The sequence below is a fragment of the Henriciella marina genome (assembly GCF_027213945.1).
Classification (GTDB): Bacteria; Pseudomonadota; Alphaproteobacteria; order Caulobacterales; family Hyphomonadaceae; genus Henriciella; species Henriciella marina_A.
Map to the genome: position 1 here is coordinate 204,407 of NZ_JAPWGW010000003.1, position 25,744 is coordinate 230,150.

General features: G+C 60.2%; 27 protein-coding genes and 1 riboswitch. Of the genes, 8 read left to right on the forward strand and 19 right to left on the reverse strand.

The genetic code is table 11. From position 1 onward, the window contains the following. The 4 genes from O4G74_RS10215 to O4G74_RS10230 all read right to left on the reverse strand — a co-directional run bounded on the left by O4G74_RS10215 (position 1) and on the right by O4G74_RS10230 (position 3,662). Positions 1 to 387 (reverse strand): hypothetical protein, encoded by a 387-nt coding sequence (locus tag O4G74_RS10215; protein WP_269402506.1) that lies wholly within the window; start codon positions 385 to 387, stop codon positions 1 to 3. A 6-nt stretch (positions 388 to 393) separates the two neighbouring features. Next, positions 394 to 783, reverse strand: a complete 390-nt coding sequence (gene gcvH / locus O4G74_RS10220) for a glycine cleavage system protein GcvH (protein WP_269402507.1) — start codon at positions 781 to 783, stop codon at positions 394 to 396. 13 nt (positions 784 to 796) lie between these two features. Continuing rightward, the gene (gene gcvT / locus O4G74_RS10225) at positions 797 to 1,951 is read right to left on the reverse strand and encodes a glycine cleavage system aminomethyltransferase GcvT (RefSeq protein ID WP_269402508.1); all 1,155 of its coding nucleotides are present in this window, start codon (positions 1,949 to 1,951) and stop codon (positions 797 to 799) included. A gap of 191 nt (positions 1,952 to 2,142) precedes the next feature. Next, positions 2,143 to 2,234: riboswitch (glycine riboswitch) on the reverse strand. 117 nt (positions 2,235 to 2,351) lie between these two features. Beyond that, positions 2,352 to 3,662 carry an acyl-CoA dehydrogenase family protein gene (locus O4G74_RS10230; protein ID WP_269402509.1) on the reverse strand — a complete coding sequence of 437 codons (1,311 nt, stop codon included), beginning with the start codon at positions 3,660 to 3,662 and terminating at the stop codon, positions 2,352 to 2,354. 263 nt (positions 3,663 to 3,925) lie between these two features. On the opposite strand from O4G74_RS10230, the gene O4G74_RS10235 reads away from it, so the two are divergent. Continuing rightward, complete coding sequence (locus tag O4G74_RS10235; RefSeq protein ID WP_269402510.1) at positions 3,926 to 4,228, forward strand: CC_3452 family protein; 303 nt, start codon at positions 3,926 to 3,928, stop codon at positions 4,226 to 4,228. Between the two features lie 83 nt (positions 4,229 to 4,311). Here O4G74_RS10235 and O4G74_RS10240 read toward each other — a convergent pair whose 3' ends face one another. The 3 genes from O4G74_RS10240 to O4G74_RS10250 all read right to left on the reverse strand — a co-directional run bounded on the left by O4G74_RS10240 (position 4,312) and on the right by O4G74_RS10250 (position 5,695). Further along, a complete protein-coding gene (locus O4G74_RS10240) occupies positions 4,312 to 4,707 on the reverse strand; it encodes a VOC family protein (protein ID WP_269402511.1) in 396 nt (131 codons plus the stop codon). 64 nt (positions 4,708 to 4,771) lie between these two features. Continuing rightward, complete coding sequence (locus tag O4G74_RS10245; RefSeq protein WP_269402512.1) at positions 4,772 to 5,278, reverse strand: DinB family protein; 507 nt, start codon at positions 5,276 to 5,278, stop codon at positions 4,772 to 4,774. Positions 5,279 to 5,320: 42 nt separating this feature from the next. Continuing rightward, positions 5,321 to 5,695, reverse strand: a complete 375-nt coding sequence (locus O4G74_RS10250; protein WP_269402513.1) for a DUF4112 domain-containing protein — start codon at positions 5,693 to 5,695, stop codon at positions 5,321 to 5,323. 172 nt (positions 5,696 to 5,867) lie between these two features. Between O4G74_RS10250 and O4G74_RS10255 the strand changes: the two genes are divergently transcribed. Together O4G74_RS10255 and O4G74_RS10260 are read left to right on the forward strand one after the other, a co-directional pair. Continuing rightward, complete coding sequence (locus O4G74_RS10255; RefSeq protein ID WP_269402514.1) at positions 5,868 to 7,076, forward strand: acetyl-CoA C-acyltransferase; 1,209 nt, start codon at positions 5,868 to 5,870, stop codon at positions 7,074 to 7,076. 48 nt (positions 7,077 to 7,124) lie between these two features. Continuing rightward, positions 7,125 to 7,445 carry a hypothetical protein gene (locus O4G74_RS10260; RefSeq protein WP_269402515.1) on the forward strand — a complete coding sequence of 107 codons (321 nt, stop codon included), beginning with the start codon at positions 7,125 to 7,127 and terminating at the stop codon, positions 7,443 to 7,445. Between the two features lie 129 nt (positions 7,446 to 7,574). Here O4G74_RS10260 and O4G74_RS10265 read toward each other — a convergent pair whose 3' ends face one another. Further along, positions 7,575 to 8,369: a sterol desaturase family protein gene (locus O4G74_RS10265; protein WP_269402516.1), complete on the reverse strand. Its 795-nt coding sequence runs from the start codon at positions 8,367 to 8,369 to the stop codon at positions 7,575 to 7,577. 182 nt (positions 8,370 to 8,551) lie between these two features. Between O4G74_RS10265 and O4G74_RS10270 the strand changes: the two genes are divergently transcribed. After that, positions 8,552 to 9,724, forward strand: a complete 1,173-nt coding sequence (locus O4G74_RS10270) for a hypothetical protein (protein ID WP_269402517.1) — start codon at positions 8,552 to 8,554, stop codon at positions 9,722 to 9,724. A 6-nt stretch (positions 9,725 to 9,730) separates the two neighbouring features. Here the strand turns inward: O4G74_RS10270 and pbpC are convergent, their stop codons facing one another. Next, positions 9,731 to 11,794, reverse strand: coding sequence for a penicillin-binding protein 1C (pbpC, locus tag O4G74_RS10275; RefSeq protein ID WP_269402518.1), 2,064 nt, complete (start codon positions 11,792 to 11,794; stop codon positions 9,731 to 9,733). Next, positions 11,791 to 16,749 carry an alpha-2-macroglobulin family protein gene (locus O4G74_RS10280; protein ID WP_269402519.1) on the reverse strand — a complete coding sequence of 1,653 codons (4,959 nt, stop codon included), beginning with the start codon at positions 16,747 to 16,749 and terminating at the stop codon, positions 11,791 to 11,793. Before O4G74_RS10280 ends, pbpC begins: the two co-directional genes overlap by 4 nt. Before the next feature lie 121 nt (positions 16,750 to 16,870). Between O4G74_RS10280 and O4G74_RS10285 the strand changes: the two genes are divergently transcribed. Beyond that, positions 16,871 to 18,037: an NAD(P)/FAD-dependent oxidoreductase gene (locus tag O4G74_RS10285; RefSeq protein WP_269402520.1), complete on the forward strand. Its 1,167-nt coding sequence runs from the start codon at positions 16,871 to 16,873 to the stop codon at positions 18,035 to 18,037. A gap of 1 nt (position 18,038) precedes the next feature. Here O4G74_RS10285 and O4G74_RS10290 read toward each other — a convergent pair whose 3' ends face one another. Beyond that, entirely contained in the window at positions 18,039 to 18,893 is an 855-nt protein-coding gene (locus tag O4G74_RS10290) for a hypothetical protein (protein WP_269402521.1), read from the reverse strand. 259 nt (positions 18,894 to 19,152) lie between these two features. Here O4G74_RS10290 and O4G74_RS10295 point away from each other — a divergent pair, with 259 nt between their 5' ends. Beyond that, positions 19,153 to 19,515 (forward strand): YbaN family protein, encoded by a 363-nt coding sequence (locus tag O4G74_RS10295; RefSeq protein ID WP_269402522.1) that lies wholly within the window; start codon positions 19,153 to 19,155, stop codon positions 19,513 to 19,515. Here O4G74_RS10295 and O4G74_RS10300 read toward each other — a convergent pair. The 5 genes from O4G74_RS10300 to O4G74_RS10320 all read right to left on the reverse strand — a co-directional run bounded on the left by O4G74_RS10300 (position 19,479) and on the right by O4G74_RS10320 (position 21,492). After that, positions 19,479 to 19,757 (reverse strand): HNH endonuclease, encoded by a 279-nt coding sequence (locus O4G74_RS10300; RefSeq protein WP_269402523.1) that lies wholly within the window; start codon positions 19,755 to 19,757, stop codon positions 19,479 to 19,481. The genes O4G74_RS10295 and O4G74_RS10300 overlap by 37 nt on opposite strands. Continuing rightward, positions 19,750 to 19,932 (reverse strand): hypothetical protein, encoded by a 183-nt coding sequence (locus tag O4G74_RS10305; protein WP_269402524.1) that lies wholly within the window; start codon positions 19,930 to 19,932, stop codon positions 19,750 to 19,752. The genes O4G74_RS10300 and O4G74_RS10305 overlap by 8 nt, the downstream gene beginning before the upstream one ends. An 87-nt stretch (positions 19,933 to 20,019) precedes the next feature. After that, a complete protein-coding gene (gene folD / locus O4G74_RS10310) occupies positions 20,020 to 20,904 on the reverse strand; it encodes a bifunctional methylenetetrahydrofolate dehydrogenase/methenyltetrahydrofolate cyclohydrolase FolD (protein WP_269402525.1) in 885 nt (294 codons plus the stop codon). Continuing rightward, entirely contained in the window at positions 20,897 to 21,184 is a 288-nt protein-coding gene (locus O4G74_RS10315; RefSeq protein WP_269402526.1) for a DUF167 family protein, read from the reverse strand. The genes folD and O4G74_RS10315 overlap by 8 nt, the downstream gene beginning before the upstream one ends. Beyond that, a complete protein-coding gene (locus O4G74_RS10320; RefSeq protein WP_269402527.1) occupies positions 21,184 to 21,492 on the reverse strand; it encodes a YggT family protein in 309 nt (102 codons plus the stop codon). Before O4G74_RS10320 ends, O4G74_RS10315 begins: the two co-directional genes overlap by 1 nt. A 168-nt stretch (positions 21,493 to 21,660) precedes the next feature. Here O4G74_RS10320 and O4G74_RS10325 point away from each other — a divergent pair, with 168 nt between their 5' ends. Together O4G74_RS10325 and O4G74_RS10330 are read left to right on the forward strand one after the other, a co-directional pair. Beyond that, positions 21,661 to 22,881 carry an MFS transporter gene (locus O4G74_RS10325; RefSeq protein ID WP_269402528.1) on the forward strand — a complete coding sequence of 407 codons (1,221 nt, stop codon included), beginning with the start codon at positions 21,661 to 21,663 and terminating at the stop codon, positions 22,879 to 22,881. A 95-nt stretch (positions 22,882 to 22,976) separates the two neighbouring features. Further along, positions 22,977 to 23,516, forward strand: coding sequence for a hypothetical protein (locus O4G74_RS10330; protein WP_269402529.1), 540 nt, complete (start codon positions 22,977 to 22,979; stop codon positions 23,514 to 23,516). 58 nt (positions 23,517 to 23,574) lie between these two features. Here O4G74_RS10330 and O4G74_RS10335 read toward each other — a convergent pair whose 3' ends face one another. From O4G74_RS10335 to O4G74_RS10345, 3 genes are all read right to left on the reverse strand, one after another. Continuing rightward, positions 23,575 to 23,949 carry a VOC family protein gene (locus tag O4G74_RS10335; RefSeq protein WP_269402530.1) on the reverse strand — a complete coding sequence of 125 codons (375 nt, stop codon included), beginning with the start codon at positions 23,947 to 23,949 and terminating at the stop codon, positions 23,575 to 23,577. A gap of 79 nt (positions 23,950 to 24,028) precedes the next feature. Further along, positions 24,029 to 24,784, reverse strand: a complete 756-nt coding sequence (locus O4G74_RS10340) for a hypothetical protein (protein ID WP_269402531.1) — start codon at positions 24,782 to 24,784, stop codon at positions 24,029 to 24,031. A gap of 28 nt (positions 24,785 to 24,812) precedes the next feature. Further along, on the reverse strand, positions 24,813 to 25,586 hold the full coding sequence (locus O4G74_RS10345; RefSeq protein ID WP_269402532.1) for an SDR family oxidoreductase: 774 nt from the start codon (positions 25,584 to 25,586) through the stop codon (positions 24,813 to 24,815). Positions 25,587 to 25,744: the final 158 nt, after the last annotated feature.

Genomic DNA, 25,744 nt, shown 5'->3' on the forward strand with positions numbered 1-25,744 from the left:
CTAAACTCCTAGATACGTATTGTGGAACCATGGCTGTCGAACGAATAGAATGCCCAATGGAATCAGGCCAATCGCGTCGACTATGGCGATCAATCGAAGGGGGCCGGTGAGCTGGCGATTAATGACGGCAAAAAGCAGAAACGAAATCATACTCGCCGCACCCAAGAGCCAGGCGTGCCAACCGATTTCATCGACCCGGAAGGCCGCTGCGAGAAAACCAAACCCGACCAGCCCGAGCAGCATCGCACGATGCTGCAGTAGCGTCACTAGCGTGCGGTCGGCTGGCTCCACGCCATATAGACGCTGAATCTGCCGCGGAAACACCGCTGCGATGGCGGGCAACAGGTGGATTGCTGCCAAGAACGCAAAAAGGGCTGAATCGACCATTCTCGTTTATTGGCCTTTGCAGAACTCGAAATAGGCGTCCTTGTCCATCAGGTTGCGGGTTTCGGCGCCGTCAGAGAATTTGATTACGCAGAACCAGCCCTCGCCTTCAGGATGCTCGTTCACCGTCTCCGGCGAGTCAGCGAGCATGCTATTGGCGTCGATCACTTCACCAGAAAGCGGTGCATAGACATCAGAGGCGGCTTTCACGCTCTCCACGACGGCCATCTCGTCGCCCTTCTTGAAAGTCTTGCCGACTTCCGGGGTCTCGACGAAGACAACATCGCCAAGCTGTTCGGCCGCGTACCGGGTGATGCCGACCGTTGCGAGGTCGCCGTGAACGGTGACCCACTCATGGTCTTCGGTATAGAAGGTGGTCTGTTGGGTGAATTGCGTCATCTGGCGAGTATCCTCAACGTTTGTAGTTTGGTTGTACGAATGGCAGGGCGGTGACCTCGCCGGCGCGGGCCTTGCCGCGCACCATGAGGTCGATTTTCGTTCCGGGCGTGGCGAGATCGGCGCGCACATAGCCCATGGCAACAGGACCGTCCGTGCTGGGTCCGAAACCGCCGGATGTGACCATGCCGACGAGCTGTCCCTCGACATGGATTTCCGTGCCCTCACGCGCGGGTGCGCGCTCCAGCGGCAGGATGCCAACGCGCTTCTCGGCGGGGCCGTCAGCGATCTGTTTCAGGATTTTCTCCGCGCCGGGGAAATCAGCGCGCTCGCGACGCGATTTCTGGATGACCCATTGCAGGTCCGCCTCAACCGGGGTCCGGCTTGCGTCCATGTCATGGCCATATAGGCAGAGCCCAGCCTCAAGACGGAGACTGTCGCGCGCGCCAAGGCCAATCGGTTTCACGCGCTCATCGGCGAGCAGGCCGCGGACATAGGCAAGACCGGTCTCATTGTTCGGCAGCAGCAGCTCAAACCCGTCCTCACCAGTATAGCCGCAACGCGAGACCATGTAGCGCTCACCATCCTTCTGGACGTGCGCGCAACGCATGAAGCTCAGCTCAGCGGCTTCAGGAAAATGGGGGGTCAGAACCGCTTCAGCCTCAGGCCCCTGAAGGGCGACAAGGATACGGTCATCGGCGGTCTGAAGCTCTGCTTCGCCCGCCAGCTTTTCGCGGATCAGTGCCCAGTCGTCATGCTTCGCCGCGCCATTGACGACGATGTAGAGCATTCCATCCAGATTGGCGTCAGGCATGCGCGTGATGATGAGGTCATCAAGAATGCCGCCTTCATCGTTCAGCAGCACGGTGAGACGCCCCTGCCCCGGTTTCAACGTCGAAATCGCGCTCGGCACGAGGCGCTCGATCAGCGCCGAAATCTTCTCATGCGCGCCCGGCTGGCCGAGGCCTTCTTTCAGGTAGAGGAAGCACGGCCCCATATGGGAAACGTCGAAAAGGCCTGCATGCTCTCGGGTCCAGAGATGTTCAGGCTTCACGCCTTCGAACTGGACCGGCATCTCATAGCCAGCGAAAGGCACCATCTTGCCGCCATGCTCCTGATGGAGATCATGGAGCGGTGTCCTGCGAAGTGTATCGTTTGCTTGGTCAGACATGGCACCCTTTGACATTGGAAACGGCCGTCCACGCCGGATGATCCGGATGGTTGGCCGCCCCCGCTGTCTCGGTGCCTGAGAGATTCCGCCGCCTTCGACTTCGCTCTCTATGAGGAGGTCGAAGCGGCTTGCTCCTTCGGCGAGGCCTGCTGCGGGTCTTCTGACGGCCCGCTTGCCTCTTTCCAGCGTTTAGGTCTCTCCCGGTCCTTTTGCCTGAGCGTTTCCGGGGCGGTTGCGCCTTCGGCGGCAGGCACAAGGACCTGCTCTCTCCCGGGAGGGAGTCATCACTTGCGCCGCAAACTATTTCGGAATCAGTGTGCGGGCAAGCACAACGTCGCCGTCAGGTGACTCCAGTTTGCAGCCTGCCCTGCGCTTGTGCGGAACAGGCTGCCGTCAAGGCTTACCGTACCGCGAAATCGAACGGTTCGTTACGGTTCTTGCCCTTGTTCGGCCCCATGAAACCAAAGAGGTGACCGGCGACCTTCCGCATCTGGATCTCTTCGGAGCCTTCGGTGATGCGATAGCGGCGGTGGTGGCGATAGATATGCTCAAACGGCTTGTGGCGCGAATAGCCCATGCCGCCATGCACCTGCATCGCCCGGTCGGCCGCATCACAGCAGAGCCGGTTCGCATAGTAGTTACACATCGAAACCTTATCAGAGAGATAGATCGCGACATCCGGTTTCGACATCTGGTCCATTTCCCATGCCGTCTTGAAGATCAGAAGGCGCAACATCTCAGCTTGCGTTGAGAGCTCGACCAGCGGGAACTGGATTGCCTGATTGTGCGCCAGCGCCTTGCCGAAGGGTCGGCGCTCATTGGCATAATTGATGGCTTCAGTAATGCAGTACATCGCCGCGCCGCAGGAACTAGCGGCCTGGCGGATACGGTTCTCGTGCACGAAGTGCTGAGCAAGGGCGAGACCGCCCTCAGGTGGGCCGAACAGCGCGCTTTCGGGCACCCACACATTTCTAATGGTCAGGCGTGGGTGGTCCGTGGGCATGTTGAATGTCCACATATACTCTTCAATCTCGATCCCGGGATCATCCGCCGGCACGAGAAGACAGGAGATGCCCTTCGCGTCCCCGTCTTCGCCCGATGTCCGGCAAAAGCACATCATGTGGCTGGCATGGTGCATACCGGTAATCCACATCTTCTCGCCATTGATCAGCCAGCCATCGACACCGTCGCGCTTCTCCCTGACCGCGCGCGTCTCCATGTGCGTGGCGTCAGACCCGTGATGAGGTTCGGTCAATCCGAACGTGGCGCGGAACTTCCCGTCGAGAGCGTCCTGGATGAGGTGTTTCTGTTCCGGCCTCGCGAAGTCCCGCAGCATTAGGATCTGCGGCATGTTGCCGACAATCGAGTGCTCGTTCTGCAAGTCGTTATGCAGCCCGAGACCCTTGCGCGCAAAGTGCTCGCGGATGATCGCCATGCCCAGATTGGTCCCGTCCTGACCGCCAAATTCCTTCGGCAGGGCGTAACGAAGATGCCCCGCCTCATCGGCGAGCTGCCGTGCCTGGCGGAGCAGATCTTCCCATTCCGGACGCGGCAGGCCGTCATTATCGAAATCAGTCCGCGCCCATTCGCGGCGATGGTCGAAGAAGCGGATATTGTCGTCCTTCTGCTCAAGCGGCTTGATCTTTTCCTCGATGAAATTGTCGAGCACGACGAGATAGTCGGCGATGTCCTGCGGAATGTTGAAGTCCATTGAAACCTCCCTTGCGCCTGCGCGCGATCTGTTCTGTTTGCGCTAAAGGATACCGGGCCGGCAGGCCGCATCAATGCAGGCCGTCGCGTCAAGGCAAAGAAGTTTCTTTGCGGGCATTCCAGCGTTTACCGAGCTTGTAGGGGGGGCACGGTTCAAAAATAGTCATCGCTGAACGATTGACATTTTATTCAGCGCTCATAAATACGTTGAGTAGAGTAAAACCAGAACCAGATCTTCCGCCAACGCCTGAAAGGTTTCCTCCCATGATCCGCTCCATCGTACTGTCAGCCGCATTCGCAGCCATTGCCCTGCCCGCAGCTGCAGGAACGGCGTTCACCGCAAAGCTCGCAACCCCGGCTGATGGCCAGTCCAGCGTTGTTGCGGCAAAAGCCGTATGGACCTGCAACGGCGATACCTGCGTCGCCGATCTCAACCGTCGCACGGCAACCGTCCGCACTTGCAAGAAAGTCGCGTCTGAAGTCGGCACGCTCATCTCCTTCGGCACAGCAAATGACAGCCTCTCCGACGAAGATCTCGCCGAATGCAACACGGCCGCTGAGGACTAGGTAACTCCATCTCACCCTCTGAATGAACTTGCCGCCCTTCACTGAGGGGCGGCATTTTTTATTGAGGTGGAGATAAACCTAACTCAGGTTCCGGATGGCGGTTCCTTGGGCTCCCAGAGTTCGACCTTGCGCCCATCGGGGTCCATCAACCAGGCAAAGCTTCCATAGTCATGATCCTCGCGCGGCTGCACGGGCGATACGCCGGCCGCTGCCGCCTGCTGAAGTATACCTCCAAGATCATCGACCATCAGGTTGAACATGACGTCATGGTCTGAAGGTTTGAAATAATCACTGTCAGATTTGAAAGGCGCAAAGATGGTCATTGCGCCCTTCGGGAAGACCTTAGCCGACTCGGCGTGGCTGAAGGAAATGCCATACTCTGACGCCTGGATACCCAGGACGCTTGTATACCACTCCTTCGTGACTTCTGCGTCCGCGCATAGAAAGAAGATACCGCCCACACCGATGACCTTGGCCATGTCCATCCCACCATGTTTTGCTATTCAGACATCCTGCATCAAAAATGATGGCGCGGCGAGACCTCTAGGCCTCACCCTCCATAAGGAAGAGATCGGTATCGTCAGGGCTCGCGCCCGCCGCGGTCAGCATGGCGTGAACCTGACCGCGATGATGGGTCTGGTGGTTGAAGATATGGGTGACGAGAAGCCAGACCGGCTTTGACAGAATGCGTCCTGCCGCGCCTGAATGCCATTCCAGGCTATCTCGAAGATCGCTCTCGCTGAAGCCATCCGCCCATTTATCGATGACATCGTCCATTTTCATGCGGTCGGCCTTCAAGACTTCCCAATCCGCCCAAAGCTTAAGGGTTTCGTGGCCTGCGCAGGTCGGCTTCTCACACATATCAAACCGGGACAGCCATATGCGGTCTGCCCAGAGTATGTGCGCAAGCGTCTCATGAATAGATCGGAAAAATGCGCCGCGGTCTTCAAGGCGGGCGGTTTGATCAAGACTAGCGGCGGCCGTGTACAGACTCTCATTCTGCCAGCGATTGTAGCGCGCCATCAGACGCGCATGGTCCGGCATGATCATGAGGCCCCCTCCTCCAGTTTTCACTGAAGGTGAGTTTACACCTCAAGCCGCCCCGCGGCCAACGGGCTTTGCGTGCTCGCTCGCATGGCGGTCGAGATATTCCTGTAGCAGACGCGCATTCTTCGCATTGGCCTTGTGAGCAAAGTCGAAAAGGTCGCCGACCAGTGGTATCGCACCGAGGAGCGTATCGACCAGCAGGTTCCAGATCATCCTGGCGATCAGCCCGCCCGACGCGCCTTCCTGACGCGCCCGGTGAATAATATAGAGGCCAAGGCCGCCTGAAACCGTGTCACCAATACCCGGGATGAGACCAATGATACCGTCAAGGCCAAAACGAAAGTTCGTGCCTGGCAGCTTGAATTGCGTATCGAGTAGTTTTGCGAGCCGGTCGATGTCCGAACGGTTTCCAGTGGGCATATAATCGATCTCCTTTGAAAGCCGAACGCGCATTCTCTGGAAGCTGTTCCGCAGCGCTGATTAAGGCACCGCGACGTCATCGCACCCACTGTCGGTTTTGGGGTAGCGTCCTGAACTTTGCCTCGTTAGGTTGCACCGCAACAAACGAGAACCTGTCTGGAGGAGACATATCATGAGAGAAGCAGTCATCGTTTCAACCGCCCGCACGGCCCTGACCAAGGCAGGACGCGGCGCACTCAACGACACACATGGCATCACCATGGCCGGTCATGCCATCAAGGGCGCGATCGATCGTGCGGGTATCGATGCAGCTGAAGTCGAGGATGTGTTCCTCGGTGCCGCTCAGCCAGAAGGCGCGACAGGCCACAATGTTGCACGCAACGCAGCCCTCTGGGCTGGCTGCCCGTCCTCGACGGCTGGCGCGACCATCAACCGTTTCTGCTCGTCGGGCCTGCAGGCCATTGCGAATGCAGCCCACACCGTCACAAATGAAGGTGCACCCGTTGCCATCGGCGGCGGTGTTGAATCACTTTCGCTGGTGTCGCGCTCCGGCCACATGAACACCCATCGTTACACCGAACCTGAGCTCATGAAGAAGTGGCCGGCGATCTGGATGACGATGATCGAAACCGCCGAAATCGTTGCCGACCGCTACAATGTCAGCCGCGAAGCACAGGACAAATATTCCGCTGAAAGTCAGCGCCGCACCGCCGTCTTCCAGGAAAAAGGCTGGATGGCTGAAGAGATCGTTCCGCTCAATACGCGCATGAAACTGGTCAACCGCGAAACCGGCGAAGAAACCTATCAGGACGTCGTCGCAGACCGCGACGACTGTAACCGTCCCGGCACCACGTTTGAATCGCTTCAAGGCCTGAAGCCGGTCTTCTCCGGCGGCCAGGTCGTCAAGGAAGGCAAGTACGTCACCGCTGGTAACGCTTCGCAGCTCTCAGATGGCGCCGCAGCTGTCGTCGTCATGGAAGCCGCAGAAGCCAAGAAGCGTAACATTGAGCCGCTCGGCCGTTTTGTTGGTTTCAACGTCGCTGGCTGTGATCCGGACGAGATGGGCATCGGTCCGGTCTTCGCTGTTCCACGTCTGCTTGAGCGTCACGGCCTGAAGGTCGACGATATCGACCTCTGGGAACTGAACGAAGCTTTCGCCTCACAGTGTCTCTACAGCCGCGATCGTCTCGGCATCGACCCTGAGAAGTACAACGTCAATGGCGGCTCGATCTCCATCGGCCACCCATTCGGCATGACCGGTGCACGTTGCACAGGCTCTTTGCTGCTCGAAGGCAAGCGTCGTGGTGCAAAATGGGGCGTTGTCACAATGTGCGTCGGTGGCGGCATGGGCGCGGCTGGCCTTTTCGAAATCTATAGCTAAGGTAGTTTTGGGTCAGTCTTTCCAAAACACCTAAGATCGGAGTTCTCGATGAAATCACTCGCCCTTGGTGCAGGCCTTCTCGCAATGGCCATTGTTCCCGCAGCCTGTACGACCGGCGCCGCCGGCAGCAGCGCAACCGGCGGTTCGCAAATGGTCTCTGTTACGCCTGCGATTAAAGCGGAAATCCGTCGTCAGGGTCATGACCCGGACGAGGAGGTCTGCAAACGCGAAGAGCAAATGGGATCGACGATTCCTCGCCGGATCTGCGCAACGCGCGCAGAGTGGGCCGCAAAGACCCAGGCAAGCAAGGATGGCACGCGCGCTATCCAGAATAACGCGCTTCGCACGCCTGACCCGAATGCCGGGTGATGTTCACCAGTTGAGCATCAGGAAGTTTGAAGCCCCGGTCGTTTGGCCGGGGCTTTTTCTTTGCAGGTCGTCCGAGAAACAATAAGAGCTGGGCTTGGGCACCTCCCCCTGACCGCGTCTTATCGAAAGCTAAGTCGGCGGCGACTTTAATGGTTGTAGAAGAAGCGGAAGCGGAGACTGATCGCCAGCCTCTCGCCAGCTGTTCTGGCCGATTTTCATCTGCTCATGCCCTTCAGCTGGCTGGGACTGGTAAACTCTGAAAATACGGTCCCACACCGATAGGCAGAAGCCGAAATTCCGGTTCGCTTCGGCGCGGTGAACGGAGTGATGCACCCGGTGCATGTCCGGTGTGACGACGAGCAATCTAAGCACGCTGTCAATACGCGGCCCGATATTCCAGTTGGCATGATTGAACTGGGCGAAGGCGTTAAGCGCGACTTCAAAGGCAAATGCCGCCCATGCAGGGATACCAAACAGGAAGACAATCGCCCCTTTCCAGAATAGGGAGACAATGATCTCTGCCGGATGGAAGCGAAGCGCCGTCATCACATCAATATGCGGGTCTGAATGGTGCACGCGGTGCATGCGCCAGAGGAACGGCACATGATGCATCGCAACGTGCTGGCCCCAGACGGCAAGGTCCATGACCAGGAAAGCACCGAGGCCCACCAACCAGACCGGCGCGTCGATCCAGTTGAAAACGCCAAATCCTGCCTCGTCCGCCAGAAGCGCAATGCCGGCAAGACCTGCGGGCAATACGAGCCGCCCGAGGACGGCCCCTGCAATGAAAATCACACCTGCGCCCGGCCAGCGCTGCGCACGCGAAAGCGCCGCCTCTCGCCGGGGCGCCAGCGTCTCCAGCAGGACGAGCGAGACGAAAACGCCCGCAAACACGCCTATTCGGATGATCGTGTGTTGGTCCAAAGCTTTCTTTCGCGTGTGTTAGAGGAGATATGAGAGCTCGCGCCCTCAATTGAAGCGCCAAGGACCTCAATGACGCAGTCCTTAAAGTTTTTCACCGCTGGCCGACCCTCGCGTCTTTGACGCGCGTTCCATCCCGTCTAGTGTAGTCAGGGCCTCATAATCCTGCTGGCGGAAAGATTTTCATGCTTCACCCATCGACAAAGAAACTTATCGACAGGCTGGCAGAAATGACCGCCTTGAAGCAGATCGACTGGGCAGAGACGGAAGATGGCGGCGTCATCTATGCGACCGAAGGCTATTCAGTCCGTCTGACAGACGCCCCACCACAGGTCATGCTGGCCACGGAAAAGGGCAAGACGCTGGAAGAAGCGTCCGAAGACCTTCTCAAGGATACGCCTCACGAAGAACACGGGAACTATGGCGAGCTCATCGTCGCTGTCGTGAAAGAGGCATCGCGCATCGCGAAAGGCACCGAAGCGGCCATTGACGCCCTCCTCGCAGGTCTGAGCGGACAATCACCAAACAAGCGCAAATCGGATACCGCATCGCCCGCAGATGAAGTGACTATGGATGCCGGAGCGGAGGACGAGGAAGAGACTGACCTGCCCGTCGATGAAAGCATTCCGCCGCGTGCCTTGCTCGAAGATGAACCTGAAGAACGTCTTCATGCCGGTTTTGACGAAGATGATGTCAGCGGTGCCGTGGCAAGACTGGCCGACGAAGTGAATGGTCGCGGGAAAGCCGCCCTCGCCAAAGCTGAGGCACCGGAAAAAGCGCGGCCAGCCGAAGAGGCTCCCTCCGCGAACGTCTGGGACGAAGCAGGCCCAGATGAAGGCGAAAGCGACTTGGCCGCAGCAGCAAAGAGTTACGTCCCGTTTGGCCTTGGCGGGACGCAGATCGCAGGCGCCGATGCCTCGAACGTACCAGAAGCCGGCGCTGAAAGCGCCGACGACATTGAGTCAGAACTCGGCGCCGCCGCAACCGGTATGACGATCCCGGACAATAACCACGATGATCTTTCCTTCGGCTATGACGAGGACAATGACCCCGGCAGCGCGCCGCTAAGCTATCCGCTGAACCTGAAGGGCTTCCGTTCCCGCATCGACCAGGCCGCCTTATCGGCAGCCACCGCCCCCGCACAAGACGACGGCGATGGACCCGATCCGGTGTCCCCTGCAGATCTTGATGCCGTCTCGCCACCAGCAGAAGACAAGTCCGACGGCGAGGCCGACACCGAACTCTTCGACGAGGGCGACGAACCTGTCCCTCAGCCGAAGTCTTCGAAGAATAAGGGCGAGGACAAGAAATCTGATCGCCCGAAGAGACGCAAATCGCGCTTCAATCCCTGGAGCTAGGCACGCCTAGCTTCCGCCAATTCCGATGACCCGCACACGCACCTCGCTTGTGCGGCCTTTCTCGTCGACTGCGCTCACCGCATAGAAACCAGCTCGCTCTGGCTGCCATACCGGCAGACCTGCATCATCGACCTCCGATGGCTCTCCATTGATGAACCAGCGCAAATTGCCTTCGCCTCTCCCCGACAAAACGAAGGGGCGCGCTGGTGCGCCATTGATCTCACCTGACCACAGCTCGGCGCCCTTCGGCGGGAAGAGGATGTGCGGCGCCTCCGCCACTGAATGATCGAAGGATTGCAGGGCGCCGTCGGCTTCGTGCCGCCGCTCTGGCATCAGGCGTGCACCCGCATCGCCGTCACCGCCAAGGTGGTAGGCTGCTCGATCCGCCACTTCGAACAGGATGGGCAGGGCAGCGGTGCGACCCGTTTCACCCGGACGCGGCGCGCCGTCAGCGCGGCCCACCCAGACGATGACCGCATGGTCGCCGGACACCCCGGCGGCCCAGGCATCGCGAAAGCCATACGATGTCCCTGTCTTGAAAGCGACTTGCGGCGCATCTGCCGTCAGCCTGCCGGGCATCCGTCCTTCCGGGGTCGGCGCGCGGCGCAGGATGGACAGGATTTCGCCTGCGCTCTCCGCCTCCATCATCCGATAGCCCTTTCTGGCCCGGCTGTCGGCTTCCTCGTCAGCTGTCCAGACCAGCGGCTTTGCCCGCCCCCCATCGCCAAGCGCTGCGTACAGGATCGCAAGCTCACGCGCGGTCAGCCCAGCCCCGCCGAGTGCAAGCGCAAGACCAAATTCAGTATCCGCCCCGCCATAGATGCGCGGCGGCGCCCCGGCGAGTGCGAGTGTCGCGGCAAAACGCTCTGGCCCCACACGGTCCAACGCCAGCACGGCAGGCACGTTGAGCGAATGCTGAAGCGCATCGGATACGCGAACATCGCCCCTGAAGGTACGGTCGAAATTGTCCGGTTGATAGGAGGCAAACCGCTTCGGCAGGTCAGATATCCGCGTCGAAGCGCTGGCCTCGCCATCATCGAACGCCATGGCATAGATAAAGGGCTTGAGCGCCGAACCGGGAGAGCGTGCCTGCGCCGTCAGATCAAGCCAGCCCCCTGCGATGTCGCGCGAAGCAGAGCCAACCGCGGCGCGCACTGCGCGTGTTGGAATATCGACAACGAGGATCGCGATCTGCGCCTCACGACCCGCCTCCTTTGCACGCGCAAGCGCCAGGGCTTCCATCTCTGCCTGCAGGCGCGCATCAAGGCTGGCGCGTACGTCGCCGCGAACACCGCTTGCTGCTCGCGCTGTCGCATGCCACGCATCGAAGGGGAATGCATAGGCCCCCGTCGGCATCTGGCTGGTGCGCGCTTCTTCTGCCCGCCCTGCATCGAGATAACCAAGCCGCTCCAGCTTGGCGACGATGGCACGCCTGCCTATATCTGCGCCTTGAGGCCGCAGGTCCGGTCGGCGCACTTCAGGACTTTGCGGCAGGGCAATCAGGAGCGCGATCTGATCATCGGACAACCGGTCCGGTGAGCGCCCGAAATAGCGCCAGCTTGCTGCGCGAATACCCTCAATATTGCCGCCATAGGGCGTCAGGGTGAGGTAAAGCTCAAGGATCTCTTCCTTGCTGAGCCGCGCCTCGATCTGGTGCGCCCTGAACATCTCGATCAGCTTGGACGGAATGGTCCGCGGGCGCGGCTCCAGCAGGCGCGCCGTCTGCATCGTTATGGTCGAGCCGCCGGAGACGACACGGCCCGCGAGCGCTGAACTCCATGCCGCACGAACCATGCCGGTCCAGTCGACACCGCCATGACGCCAGAAACGCTGGTCCTCAACTTCCAGAAGCGCCTCGACGAATACCGGGTCGATGTCTTCGAGATGTGCCTGAAAGCGCCAGTAACTGTCCGGTGTGGGAATGGCACGAAGTGGCCGCCCACGCCGGTCACTGACCAGCTGCGAGACGGTTTCGCCGCGCTCAAGTGGTGGCGGAAAGATCCTGTCCAGCGCGAACAGGACGGTTAGCGCCGCCAGAATGGCAATCGCTGGCCGTTTCAGCCAGATCATCTCTGTCCGCCAGTCGCCGCATTGGCCGTGCTGATCGTCACGCGGCCCGGGGCTGAGCGCGCGAACACGTCAGGTCGGTACATGTCCTCAGCATTGACGCCCGGCATGACGAAATCGCCCGGTGTGACCGCCCGCACGACATAGGCGAGCCGTACCGCCTCATTCCGTACATCGATCGCGGCAACAAAACGGTCATCGCGCGCTTCTGCAGTCTTGGCCGCATCGATCTCACCAGCCCAGGCGAAGGCCCCGTTGGTTTCGCCATCACGCGCCCCATCGGCAGGCTTCAGGACCGTTTCAATCTCAAAGCCTGCGGGCAGCAGATCCGCCACGATGACAGGGTTTGTCCGGCGCTGTTCCGGCGTGATCTGAACCGTCACGACCAGCTGGTCGCCCTGATCGACATCGCCAAGGTCGACCGCGCCGCCCGTCAGCGTGCGCACCTGTTTGGTCACGCGAAGGTCAGCCGAGACGGCAGGCGGCGGCGAAGACGGCGCGCCGCGCACCATCACGGTGCGGAACATGGCCGGCCCGTTCTGGCCAAGCGTGAAACTCACTTCGCCGCGAGCCTGCTCTTCGCTGAGCTGATAGCGCCGGTCATTATTGTTGCCGTTGCCAAGCCCTTCGACCTCCATCCGGTAGCCATCACCCCCATCATTCATTGAATTAACGGCGAGCAGGGCGAACGCCTTTTCCTGCGTGGTCAGTTCGCTTGGGTCTGGCGCGTCGTCGCCAAGCCGTTCGGCCAGCCGGGCAACGATATCGTCAAAATCGGCTTCTGCGGCCAGCGCGATAAGGCCCGTCAGGTCACGAAGCGGCGTCTGGTAATAGTCGCCCGTATTCTGGTAGCCGAGGGCATCTTCGGCGGCCTCGAATGCGCTGAACGCTCGTGAACGGTCACCCATGAAGGCCAGCGCGGCGGCAAGATGCGCGCGTGCCAGCGGGCTTTCGATCCGCTCAAGTTCGCGGTCATGCAGGTAGCGAAGACGGCTGATATCAGCGCGGCCTGCCTTGGCCAGCACGTAAAGCGCATAGGCAGAAGCCCGGCGCATCAGTTTGGCTTCAGTGTCGTTGTGCCACTCGCTTTCCCAGACATCGGTGTCGTAACCATAGGCACGCCAGGCATCGCCCTGCGCCACGGCCCGCATGGATTCAAAGGCCCGCTCCAGTGCCGCTTCAGGCACTTCATAGCCTGCCTCGCTGGCGCGGTAGACAAAGTCGGTGGTATACGCGCCCAGCCATGGCGAGGCATTGCGGTCGCCTTCTCGCCACAGGCCGAAGGCCCCTTCGGCCGACTGTCGGTTCAGGACGGCCGTTACGGCTTCCTGTATCTGCGCGCGGACAGGTTCACGCGAGGTTTCATCTGCGCCCATTGCCACCAGCTGCTCTGAATAGAGAAGCGGCAGCGCCCGGCTGATCGTCTGCTCCGTGCAGCCATAAGGATAGCGCGCAAGCGATGCGTAGAGCGCATTTGCGTCGAGTGGCAGGGTTGAGAAGGTGACAGAGACATACGCCGTACCTGGCACATAATCTTCGAGCAGCCCTTCCGGGATAGCCCAACTATCGCCCGGCTCCATCATGGCTGTCGAAATCAGCGTTGCTGGCAGCCAGGGCGAGCGGGACTCGATCTGGTACTGGCGTACGACGCCATAATTGCCCGGCCCCGATACGTTGAGGCGCAGGTCTGCAACTCCGGTTTCACCAGCGGAGATCCGCAGCCCTTCATCCACACGTTGACCGGATGGAATGGTCCGCGACAGTTCGGTCGCCGCAACACTGACAGGTTCACTCGCATCGAGGGACGCGGTGAACGTGCCGTCATCAAGCTCGATATTGTCTATGGAGACGGTCGCCACGGCTTCATCACCCGGCGCGAGGAAGCGCGGCAGGATCAGTTCGGCTGGCGCAGGATCACGCACCGTCAGCGGTCGGCTCGCAGCGCCTAGACCGTTCTGCGACCAGACAACCGCCATCAAGCGAAGCTCACCGTTAAAGTCAGGCACGTCGAAGGTCACACGTGCGCGGCCAGACCGGCCCACGTCGACCATGCCGGAGAAGAGGGCTACCGTCTTTGTCGGGACAACAGACAGTCCCTCACCGCCCAGTTGGTCACCACCGGTCCGTACTTCTGCAGGAAGGCCCATATTCGGGTCGAGCAAGCGGCCATAATCGTCGAAGATATCGACGCCGAGCGACTTCTTGCCGAAATAATAAGAGACCGGGTCCGGACTCTGGAACTTGGTCAGTTGCAGGATACCTTCATCGACGGCCGCCAGCGTCAGATAGACATTCTCTCGCGGGCCTTCTCCGATATTGACGTCAATCGTCTGCTCACGGCGAGGGCGAACGACATCTGGTGCATCGATTGCAACCTCGAAGGTCCGTTCATCCATGTCCAGCGGCACGTAACCGACACCGACAGCGCGCCGCGGCTTGGCCTGCAGCACAGGGTCACGCGGCGTATACACGTTCACGAGCACATAAGCGCCCTCGCCCCATTCTTCGGTGACGGGCAGCGTGAACTGCGTGCCTTCTGCCGACACATCGCGCGTCTCGATCCGCAAGATCTTGTCAGTCGCCACGACGATCTGCGCCTCGCCATCATAGGGCGGGATCACCGTGATCGCGGCAGGACGGCCAGGGACAATGGTCTGTTCCTCGACAATCACTTCCACGCGGTCAGGCGCCTCGACACCGTCTTCAGAGACGGACCCGCCCCAACCGACATAGAAGCCGGTGCTGGCCTCAGCATCGCCATTTGCATCTGACACGATCAGTTCATGTTGGCCCCAGTCGAGACCATCGACGCTGATCGTCTGCGTCGTGCTATCGGTCTGGACAACGCCTTCATTGACCGTGCTCACCGTGCGCGAACGACGCCAGCGCCACTGACTGCCATCGCGGTACCAGTCATAATGATAGTCGATTTCGATCACGCGCCAGTTGAGCTCGGTGTCGATAATCTCACCGCTGGCGCTCACCGCCGCCAGCTCAAACGCTGCAGGGCCATCGCGGTCCGCGCGACCATCAAAATCCTTGCGGATGCCGACATAGCTATCGCGGGGGCGGTAAGGAATGCGCACACTTTCGGTGACCGCACGTCCGCCCGGCTCCAGCACGCTGACATTGGTATTGAGGCGAAGCGGGCGCGAAGAGTCGCTGCCGCGATCGCCTGGATTAAGACGCACCACGGCGCGGCCCGCGCCATCTGTCGTCTGCGGTTCAAACTCCACAATGCGCTCGCGAAATTGTTCATCAGCTCGCCCGAAGGTGAACCCGTTCAGCGCTTCGAACGGACGTGGGTCAGCCTCAAGCCTCGCTTGCCCCTCAACCGACAGGCCAGCGCCCGGCGCGCCATAAAGGAAGCGCGCCTCAACTTCGATCTCACGCGTATCACCGGCTGCGATGAAACTCTCTTCCTCGCCGTCGAGTTCTACCGCGATACGCTGCGGCACGAAATCCTCGACAGAGAAGCGTAGAGAGCCAGCCTCACCGGCCCCATCAATCGACAGGACAGCGCGCCACATACCGCGCGAAGCCGTCCGTGACAGCTCATAATCCCAGACAAGTGCGCCCGCTTCGGCTTCAGTGAAGCGCATCCGGTCGGATTCAACGCCGTTCGGGCGGTAGATGACGATCTGACCCGCACGGTTCGAAATGGCCGAACCGCCGCGATCACGCATCATCGTGGTGAGATGCACCGTCTCTCCAGGGCGGAAGATGCCGCGATCGGCATAGAGGTAGCCGTCAACAGGACCGGGCGTGACGCGCCCCCCAGTCTTCATTTCAGACAGGTCAACCGGCGCGCGTGAAAGGTCCAGCACAGCAATGTCACCCTTCGCCCCCAACGCCATGACCATGCGCGGTGCGGAGTTGCCTTCGCCCGCAAGTAGCGGCGCCTCGAACCGGACGCGGCCATCCTCACCGGTTTCCGCTTCGCCCAGCACTTCATTGTTGTAGGCGATCAACTGGACACGCGTATTTGGCAGAACCTCGCCATCCTGCAGAGAACGCAGCGTGACATCCATCCCGTTCTCGGCGCGATACGCCGTAAGCGCGAGATTGGTCAGCATGATCCAGCGACGGGCCGATGCGGCCGGGCCGTCATAGTCATTCAATTCCTTGGCGTCTTGCAATTCGACGAAATATGAGCCCGGACGAAGCTCACCAATCACATCCTGAAGCGGGAAGACCGTCGTCACTGCAGCGTTGGTGACATTGTCGATGTCCATGCTGCCTGACCACACTTCAGACGAGACGTCACGCGGGTCTTCTTCGCCATAAAGGTAGGAATAGCGGCCTTGGGCCGCTTCATCGCCCTGGCTGATCGACTTGAAGGCCAGTGCGCGGTCGTTCACGCGGTAAACGCTGATCTCGACCTCATCGACATTGACTGTTTCAATCGCGAGGCCATCGGCATTGTCTCGCGGCAGGATCACACCGGCCCCGTCGAAGCCGACATAGGCCGGGCGGTCCTCAAAACTGATCTGGATCTCTTCCTCGCGCTCGATCGTGCGACCATCGGCGCTCGGCAGTCCTTCCAGGATCGTCGCCGTGTATCCGCTGGCGAAATCGAGACCTTCGAGGCAAAGCTCACGTCCCTCTACCGCAAAGGCAGGACGCACGTCAGACTGCATCCGGATATAGGTCGCGTAATTAACTTCGGGATCGAGCGGCTGGGAGAAGACAAGGCAGGCTCGCGGGCTGACGCCGCTCGTATCAGGGGCATAGCGGAAATAGACGAAGCGGTTCTCTTCGGCGTCCGCAAGCGCCTGGCGCTCACGTTCGCGGCGTTCAGCTGCGGCTTGCGCAGCGCGCGAACGCTCGACGATTTCGCCTTCGACAGTTTCAGGATCGACAGGTGCTGGCGGCTCATCCCCGATGCCGCAGGCGACAACCATCGCCGTCAGTCCGCCCAGTACCAATCCCCGCGCCTTGTTGGTCCACCCTGCCATCACCCGCGTCCTCCTCCTGGTGCATTCACACTCTTTACAGGACTTTGCTATGCCGCGAACAGGGCCAGATTGAGACTTTTTAAGGATTTGCGAACTGTCTGAACGGGTTGATACGCTGATCTTGGGTGCGGGCGCCGCAGGCCTCTTTTGCGGCGGGCGCCTCGCTGAACGCGGCGCCGACGTCCTGGTGCTCGATCACGCCAAGCGTCCCGCAGAGAAAGTACGCATCTCCGGCGGCGGTCGTTGTAACTTCACCAACATCCATACCAGCCCTGCCAATTTCATCTCGGCCAACCGTCATTTCGTCAAGTCTGCACTGGCGCGCTATGGCCCATGGGACTTCTGCGACCGGGTCGCCCAGCGCGGCATCACCTGGCATGAAAAGACGCTTGGGCAACTCTTCTGCGACCAGAAATCCGGCGCCATCATCGACATGCTCGTCGATGAGCTGACCGGCCCCGGCGGCAGGATGAATCTCGAGACCAGCATCGGCGAAGTGACTCACCGGGGCGGCAGGTACGAGGTCGACACGTCTGCGGGCCCGATCAGCGCCAGCAACCTCATCGTTGCGACGGGCGGGCTTTCCATTCCCAAGATGGGCGCGAGTGGCCTTGCCTATGACATTGCCCGCCAGTTTGGACATGACATCATTCCGACGCGGCCGGCGCTCGTGCCCTTCACCTTCTCCGGGAAGCTGAAGGACGCCTTCTCAGAGCTTTCCGGCGTCTCATGCATGGTTGATGCGAAAGCGGGCGGCGGGCCTGATTTCCATGAAGCGATGCTTTTTACCCATCGCGGCCTCTCCGGCCCGGCCATGCTACAAGCCTCGACCTATTGGCGCGAGAGCCAGCCTATTGAAATCGATCTTGCGCCCGGCGACCCAGTTCTCGAGGATTTGCGCGCCGCACGGGAGAGCCAGCCACGTACGAGCGTTTCAAATTGGCTTGGCAAACGCTTCCCGGCGCGCCTCGCAAACTATATCGCCAGCTGGCCCGAAATGCCCGCGAACAAACAACTCGCCCAACTCTCGAAGGGCGAGATGGATGTGATCGCAACCGCGCTAAAAAAATGGCGGGTCGTGCCTGTTGGCACCGAAGGCTGGCGCACGGCAGAGGTGACCTCAGGCGGCATCGATACCGATGGCCTTTCCTCCCAGACGATGGAAAGCAGGAACCAGCCGGGTCTCTACTTCATCGGCGAATGCGTTGACGTCACCGGCTGGCTCGGCGGCTATAATTTCCAGTGGGCCTGGGCCAGTGCTGACGCCTGCGCAAAGGCCATCGTCTGACCTAGTGCTCGGCTGAGGCCTGGTCGTGCTCAGCTATCTCTTCAGGCGCTTCCATCTCGCGCGCCAGCATGATCTCGCGAACCTTGCTATCGATCTTGTAGGCGATCAGCCATTGCCCCGTCATATTGGGATGAATGCCATCTGACTGGATCGGTGAAAGCCCGCGCCCTTCGAGCGCTTTCATATCAGGCACGATATCGATCAGGTGCGCGTCTGCCTTGCAATCGGGCATCTCATCGGCAGCCGCTTTCGCAAAGGTGTAATTCATCGTCATCCCATCGATCGGCACAGACCAGCGATACTGATCTTCGTCTTCGATGGCCAAGGCACCCGGTGCAATATCGTCATAGGTGTTCACGTAGAGCACATCGACGTCATAGTCGCAGAGCAAAGTCCGAAGGCTCTTGAGCATGAGGTAGTAGGCGGCCGGATTGTTGTTGTGCTCACCGGCGTCGCTGATCACGATGAAATCGTCATCAAAAACCTGGCCGTTATCGACGCGCGCATAGACGGTGTTACCGCGAGGATCTTCCGTATATGGCAGGCCTGTGCCTCCGGCATAGCCGGCCCAGTAATCTCCATCGGAGATGAATTTCAGCATCGAAGCCGGAGAGCGCAACGGCCACAGGATCTCGTTTTCTGCTTCTTCAGGCGTGTACTGGTCGGGGAATTTCCGCAGCGCATAGCCGCGCATGATGCTGTCACCGAACAGATGGACAACAGGCATATCCGGCGTGCGGTAGTTCGCCATCTGCACATAGTTCTCGTCCTGCGGACCGGCCTGCGCAGCCGCAGGTGAAACCGCGATCAGCGCACTGACGGCCAACGCAAGCAAAAGACGAAATCCTGACATCATTCCCTCGATACTCCTGAGGCACGAGACATTGAGCGAGCGTGCCACCCGCTAAACTAAGAGTTCAGTGGATTTGATAGCGACAACCATTACGGCTTGTCCATGCTGTGACCGCTGTTGAGTCCAAGCGCACCGATGCGCACGCTGTTAGTAGTCAAACCAGCATCCAGCTTGTCGGCGCGCAGCGTATCTGGCACTTGCCAGACGACGTCCCGGCTTCACATGGAGAAGGGTCAGCTTCGAGGAGCGCGAAGACACCGTCATGATGATCGCCCGCATCCTCGGATTTTTGCTGCTTGGTCTCGGCGCCATAGGCATCTTCCTGCCTGTCTGGCCGACCACCGTGTTCTGGATTGGTGCGGCGCTCTGCTTTGCGCGGTCCAGTCCTGCCATGCGCGACTGGATCTATGGCCGCCCCGGCTTCGGGCCGCCTATCCGCAATTTCATCGAAGACGGCACGCTGTCGCGAAAGTCGAAATCGGGTGCCCTGATTGGCATGACGCTCGCTGGCGGTATCTCGACCGCGTTTCTCTGGGGACGCTGGACATGGCTCGCCGCAGCGCTTGCCCTGCTTGCCAGCGGTATGGCTTATGTGGCGAGCCGCCCATCCGATCCGCCGGCCTGACGCTTGCCCTTGCGCTTGTTGCAGACAGCATGCGCCAGCTGAAGGTTGTCCAGCCTGTCCAGCCCGCCGCCTGCCTTCGGAATGACATGGTCGAAAGTCGGCCGCTGCTTTTTCCAGATACTGGCGTGCGCCACATCAAAGCGGCCATGCGGCATCCCCTTACCGCACAGGGCGCATTGACCCGCCTGCGCCACCCAGAGGCTATCGAAATGCGCGCGGCTCAGCGGCCGAATTTCAGCCATCATCGCTCGCCTTGCGCTTGGCGAGCAGCAGCAGGAGCGAAATCACCGCGCCCACGATCGCCACACCCGCAACGACCACAAAGGCAATGCTCGCCGCCACCATCACGATGACCGCAATGACGGTCAGCATGAAGACCACACCGGCCCAGCCCAGAAATGTTTTCGGCTTTTGCATCGTGCTGTCTCTCCTGCTCGCCTGCCATCCTCTATAACGGCTTTGCCGCCTACTGGTTCATGGCGTGCTGGAACAGGCCGCAGCCAGTTAGAGACCAGACGGCAGCGCCCAGCCGCGGCGATAGCAGGCCGCAATCACCGTGTTGCGCAGCAGGCAAGCAATCGTCATCGGGCCGACGCCGCCCGGCACAGGCGTGATATGGCCAGCGACCTTCTCGCAATCGCCAAAGTCCGCATCGCCAACGAGGCGCGTCTTGCCTTCGCCCTTCTCAGGCGCATCAATCCGGTTGATACCAACGTCGATCACAACGGCGCCAGGCTTCACCCAGTCGCCCTTGACCATTTCAGGCCGCCCGACCGCGGGCACAAGAATATCTGCCGTCCGGCATAGCGCAGCAAGGTCCTTCGTCCGCGAATGCGCAATCGTCACCGTGCAGTTCTCAGCCAGGAACAGGAGCGCAGCAGGCTTGCCCACCAAAATGGAGCGGCCGATCACGACGACCTTCTTGCCGGAAAGATCGTCCCCCAGAACTGACTTGGCGAGGATGACACAGCCCGTAGGCGTACATGGACGAAGCCCCTCCTTGCCAAGGACCAGGCGTCCTGCGCTCGCTTCTGTCAGACCATCGACATCCTTTGCCGGCGCGATGCATTCGATAGCGCGCTGCTCATCGAGCCCCTTGGGCAGTGGCAGCTGGAGCAGGATGCCGTCCACCTCATCATCACCGTTCAGACGGGAAATAAGCCCCTCGACCTCATCCTGACTGGCATCCACCGGCAGGTGATGATGCAGCGAGCGCATGCCGGCCTCTTCGGTCTGGCGCACCTTGTTGCGAACATAGACCTGGCTTGCCGGGTCTTCGCCAACCAGCACGACGGCAAGTGTCGGCTGGCCGGGAAGCGACGAGACCGCCTCGCCAACCTTTGCGCGCACATCCGCTGCGACCTGTTTGCCATCGATACGTTCAGCCATCGCCCATCCACTCCTCGATCTGGCGCGCTGCCGCGCTGCCGTTTTCGGTCTCGATGTCCACGCCTTTAGTGCGGCTCGTCTGCCCGGTCACCACCTTTACGGCAGATTTCGGCAGGCCCAGCGCCTTGGCGAGCAGCTTCTCTACTGCCCCATTCGCCTTGCCCTTTTCAGGCACGGCGCGAACGCGGATTTTCAGGCTTGGTCGCCCGTCGGCATCGTAGGTCAGCTCTTCGATACGGTCAGCCGAAGCATTCGGCGTTACCCGGACCGAAAGACGCATCAGCCCGGCATCGCAAAGAGCAGTTGTGGAAACAGCCAGTCGCGGGTGAACAGGATGAGCAGCGCCAGGATAAAGACAGAAAGGTCCAGCTGGCCGAGCGGCGGGATCGTATTGCGGATCGGACGCAGCAGTGGCTCAAGCACCGATTCAAGCATGGAATAGATCTGGCGGGCAATCTGACCGTAGGGCGACAGGATATTGAACGTGAACAGCCAGCTCATGATCACATAGGCAAAGAGCGCAAACAGGATCAGCGTCAGGATCGGGTAAATGAAGTACTGGTATAGCGCCAAAGCGAGGTCCTGCACGGGTCTGATCTCCTTGTCCTTGAGAGGCCTGACTAAGCCGAATGCCCCGCGCTCTGCAATATGAAAGCTGCGCAGGTTCACTCAGGGGAAGCCGCTCTTTTATGAGAAGTCCGCTTGCCGCAGGCGGGAAACCCTTCCATCTTCAACCTGCGCACGAAGTGGAGGCACATGCTGCATCAGGGCGAAATCGAACAACCTTTACGCCCCCTGAGCGGTTGGCAGAAAGGTATCATCGCCTTTGCCAACGTGGCCATGGGCGCTGGCATGACGATCAATTTTGTCGTGGTTGCCCCGCTCGCGCGGGAAGCTGGCCTGACAGAAATTGAAGTTGCAGGCATCCTTACCCTTTCAGCAGCCATCTATGCGCTGATGATCCCGCAATGGGGCCGCTGGGCCGACAGGTTCGGGCGTAAGCGCGTCATGGTTTTCTCGCTTATGGCGATGGCTGGCACGAATACGCTTTTCGTTCTCGCGCTTCAGGCCGCGCTCGCTGGACTGGTAACTGGCCTATCGACTTTCTTCCTTCTGGCTTTCATGCGTTTGTGGTTCGGCCTTCTCTCGCCCGGCCTTCAGCCAGCCGCGATGGCGGCCATGACGGATGCGACGACACCGGCAACGCGGGCCGGCGGGCTTGGCATGCTCAGTGCGGGCATGGCGCTCGGTTCCATCCTTGGGCCTGCAGGCTCCAGCGTCCTCGCCAAATTAGGCGCGCTCGCGCCGATCTGGGGCTCGATCATTTTCTGCGCAGCGGCAGGTGTCATCATCGCTTTTGCCCTGCCCAAGTCACGCGGACATCGCGACAGCAGCCGGCCAGAGCCGCTGCGCATACGCGACCCGCGCGTCTTCCCGCACCTCGCTTTCCTGCTCTGCTACTTCATCGCCGTCGGCGCGATCCAGCAGACACTTGCCTGGCTGATGGAAGACCGGTTCAACACGGCGCAGGCGGACACGGTGCAGGCGGTCGGCATTGTCTTTTCCTGCATGGCAGTGATGATGATCATCGTCCAGTTTGGCTATGTGCAGCGCCTCAATCCCTCGCCGCGCAGGATCCTTCCAATCGGCCTTGCCCTGATTGGTGCAGGCTATGTCGGCGCCGCGCTGTTGAACGACTTTGTGGCGATGTGCGCCGCCTTCTGCATGGTCGGCGCAGGCTCTGCCATGGCCGTGCCCGCCGCAAATGCCCTTGGCAGTCTTTCGGTCGAGCGCCACGAACAGGGCAAGGCCGCCGCCCTTCTGTCAGCCGCGCCGCCCTCGGGTTTCATCTTCGGCCCGCTCCTCGGCGCCGCCCTCTATACGCTCGATAGCCGCTTGCCGCTCATCGTCAGCGCGGCGATGATGCTCTCCCTGCTAGGCTACCGGCTGATCCGCGAAACACGGCGTGCGACCTGAGCAACCGTCTCGATGTTTCCTGCGTTGATTTCGCGGGGGCTTGCCGATCAAGCGTGTTCGGCTAGCTCCATGACAAAGCGATGGAGGCTGATCGAATGAAACTGAACCTGAAACTTCTTGCGGGTTGCGCAGCAGCGATTGCACTGGCGGCCTGCGGCGGTCCTGAAACCGTGGACGAGACGCCAGCTGCAGACGACCCGATTGAAAGCGAAGGCTCGCTCACCGATGACCCTGAACTGGGCATGGATGAAGAGCCTGGCGGCGACATGAATATGAGCATGTCTGATGCCGACACGGATGCCGCCAACGAAACTCTCGCCGCCCTCGAAGGCGACTGGGTCTCCAGCGATGACAATCTCTCGAAGATGTCCATTCTCGATGGAACAGTCACCATGATGTATGACGGAGAGGTACTGAGCACCGAGACGCTCCAGACCGTGGACAGCTGTCCGGACGCTGTCGGCGACACCAGCGACATGCAGCTCATCACCATGACTGGCGCAGAGAGCAATGAAACCCTCTGCTACGGCATCATCGCGCTGACAGAGGCAGAGCTTCAGCTCACCTCATATCCGCGCGGCAACACGCTCACCTATATCCGCATGCCAGCCATCACGGACGAAGACGCGCAATAGGCAAGAAGCCGTAACGAAAAGATTGGGCCGGAGACGAGCAAGCCTCCGGCCCGTTTTCCTATCCGCCCATGGTAAAGGCGTTGAGCTTGTTGCCATCGGGGTCGCGAAAATAGGCTGCGTAGAAGCCATCTTCACCGCGCGGGCCCGGAGCCCCTTCATCACTGCCGCCATTGGCGAGCGCTATTTGGTGAAGCTTGTCGACTTGCGCGCGGTCCCTGGCCTGCAGAGCGACCATCGTGCCATTACCAACGCTTGCCGGCTTGCCATCGAATGGCTTGGTCGCCGCGATACCTGCCGGTCCGTCCGGCTTGCCCCAGGCAATGAAAGTCTCAAAATCCATCATACGCCCTGTGCCCATCTCGCTGGCAATTGCATCATAGAACTTCGCTGCGCGCGGAAGATCGTTCGTGCCAATTGTAACGTATCCAATCATTGCCCCACCTCCTGTTTCGGAAATAGGAACATAGCATGAACGACTGTCGAGTGGCGAGCAATTTCTCTCGCATGCGAGCCTATCGGATAAAGTCGTCCCGGCAGCCGCTCTTCGCCTGCCTTGGCGTGCCAAGGAAGATGTCTTCGAATATCAGCCGGTTGCCCTCGATCCTCGCGCGGCCTTCAGTAACAATATCTTCCGGGGTCTGGTTGCCGCCTTCGACTTCAAAGCTGAAATTCCCGGTCGCCGGATCATAATCAAATGCTGCCCAGTAATCCTTGTAGACCTCGAACGGCGTCCAGGTCACTGACAGCTCGCCGCCGCCAGTAAAGACGAGTTCCTGAACCGCACTATTTGGCGGGCAGTTCTCATTATCCTGGCGCCAGTAGCCGACAAACGGGTTCTGCTCTGCACTGAAGACGGCGATCGGGCCGCCAATTGGGTGGCGGCCTCGATAAGTCCCCTCAACGCGAATGCGCGTACCCACGTCGAGATCTGGCGAAATAGTCAGCAGCGCTGCGCCAGCCTCGTCGCGCGAAAAGTGGCCAGCCTCTGCCGGAGCGACGTTGAGATTACCGATACAGCCCGCCGGCACCGAATTGTAGCCGCCAGGCATGTCGGCCCAATAAGGCTGAAGCATAATCGTCTCACCCGGTTCAGCCGACTTTGGCTCCATCCAGAAGAAGAAGACCTTGTCGCCTACCGCCGGACAGGCCTCGCCCGCCAACACGGCGCGCCGCGCTCCCTCCTGCGGGTCTACCGGGTTAGCCTGACAGGCCGGGGCGCTGATAACGCCACCCGCCGCTATTAGGCTAACGAAAACTGCGTGCTTCATACCCTGCCCCTCTCAACTCATGGCGAGACTACATCGCAGAGATGCCGCCATCCACCTTGAGCTCGATGCCAGTCACCAGCTTGCTCTCATCAGAGGCGAGATACAGCACCGCATAGGCGATATCATCTGGCTCCCCGACCTTGCCGAGCGGGATCTGGCGGCCGAGCTTCTTGAGGCCTTCTTCCTCACCAAACATTTCCTTGGTGCGGTCCAGGATCGGCGTGTTGATAAAGACGGGGTGCACCGAGTTACAACGGATCTGGCCGCCGGTCTTGGCGCAGTGAAGCGCGATCGATTTCGACATGTGGCGCACAGCTGCCTTGGCCGTGTTGTAGGCGATATAGTTGCCGCTCGCGATGATGCCGGCGATGGACGAGATATTCACGATCGAGCCAAGGCCATGATCGCGCATCAACGGGATCGCGTATTTGCAGCCATGGAATATCGAGTCGACATCGACTTCCTGGACCTTGCGGAACATCTCGTAATTCTCATCCTCGACAGAACCGAGCGAGCCGATACCCGCATTGTTGACGAGCACATTGAGCCCGCCCATCGCGTCATGCGCTTCTTTCAGAACGGTTTGCCAACGGTCTGCGTCGGTAACATCATGCTGCCAAGCGAATGCGGTACCATCGCCAAGCTCTGCATTGATTGCGGCGGCGACCTTGGTCGCACCATCGCCATTCACGTCTGTGACGGCGACCTTCGCACCTTCCCGGGCGAGCATCCATGCAGTTGCCTCGCCAAGCCCCTGCGCGCCGCCTGTGATGAATGCCTTCTTGCCTGAAACTCTGCCCATGATGCGCGCTCCTCTCGCCTTGTTTTATCTGCTGTAGGGCTTGCAGTTCCAGCTTCGCCACGCTGCGTCAAGGCAGAACCTCCCGGGTTCAAAACCTGCTTCTTCCGAACGTGAAGCTTTTTTAAATGATTTTGGGGTCTTCTCAGCGGCAAAAATAT